Annotated in this window: 1 protein-coding gene; it reads left to right on the top strand. The window is 53.6% G+C overall.

The genetic code is table 11. From position 1 onward, the window contains the following. Positions 1 to 14: 14 nt before the first annotated feature. Positions 15 to 280 (top strand): cytochrome c oxidase assembly factor Coa1 family protein (locus tag L5876_RS14930; protein WP_369281051.1); only part of this gene is annotated, 266 nt, incomplete at its 3' end.

Below are 280 nucleotides of genomic sequence, written 5' to 3'. Positions count from 1 at the left end.
CACATCTGAAGAAAGTGGCGGCAGTTGGTGCATTTGTCGCCCTTGGAGGCGCCGGGTACTTCCAATGGCGTATACAGGCAAATTTCCGACGGCAGCCATTTTACGTGGAGTCCATCCGTCTGCTGCAAGGCTATCCACCAGCGGTCAGGTTACTTGGAGAGCCGATTAGATTGAAAGACTTGGACCTTGGAGACACGAAAAACACTTGGACCGACGGGTTAAACGCAAGGCTGGCAATTCCGGTGAAAGGTTCACTGACGAAGGCCACCCTCCATTCGTG

It is taken from the genome of Hyphobacterium sp. SN044 (assembly GCF_021864465.1).
Lineage (GTDB): Bacteria > Pseudomonadota > Alphaproteobacteria > Caulobacterales > Maricaulaceae > Hyphobacterium.
This window is presented reverse-complemented; position numbering and strand designations above follow the sequence as displayed.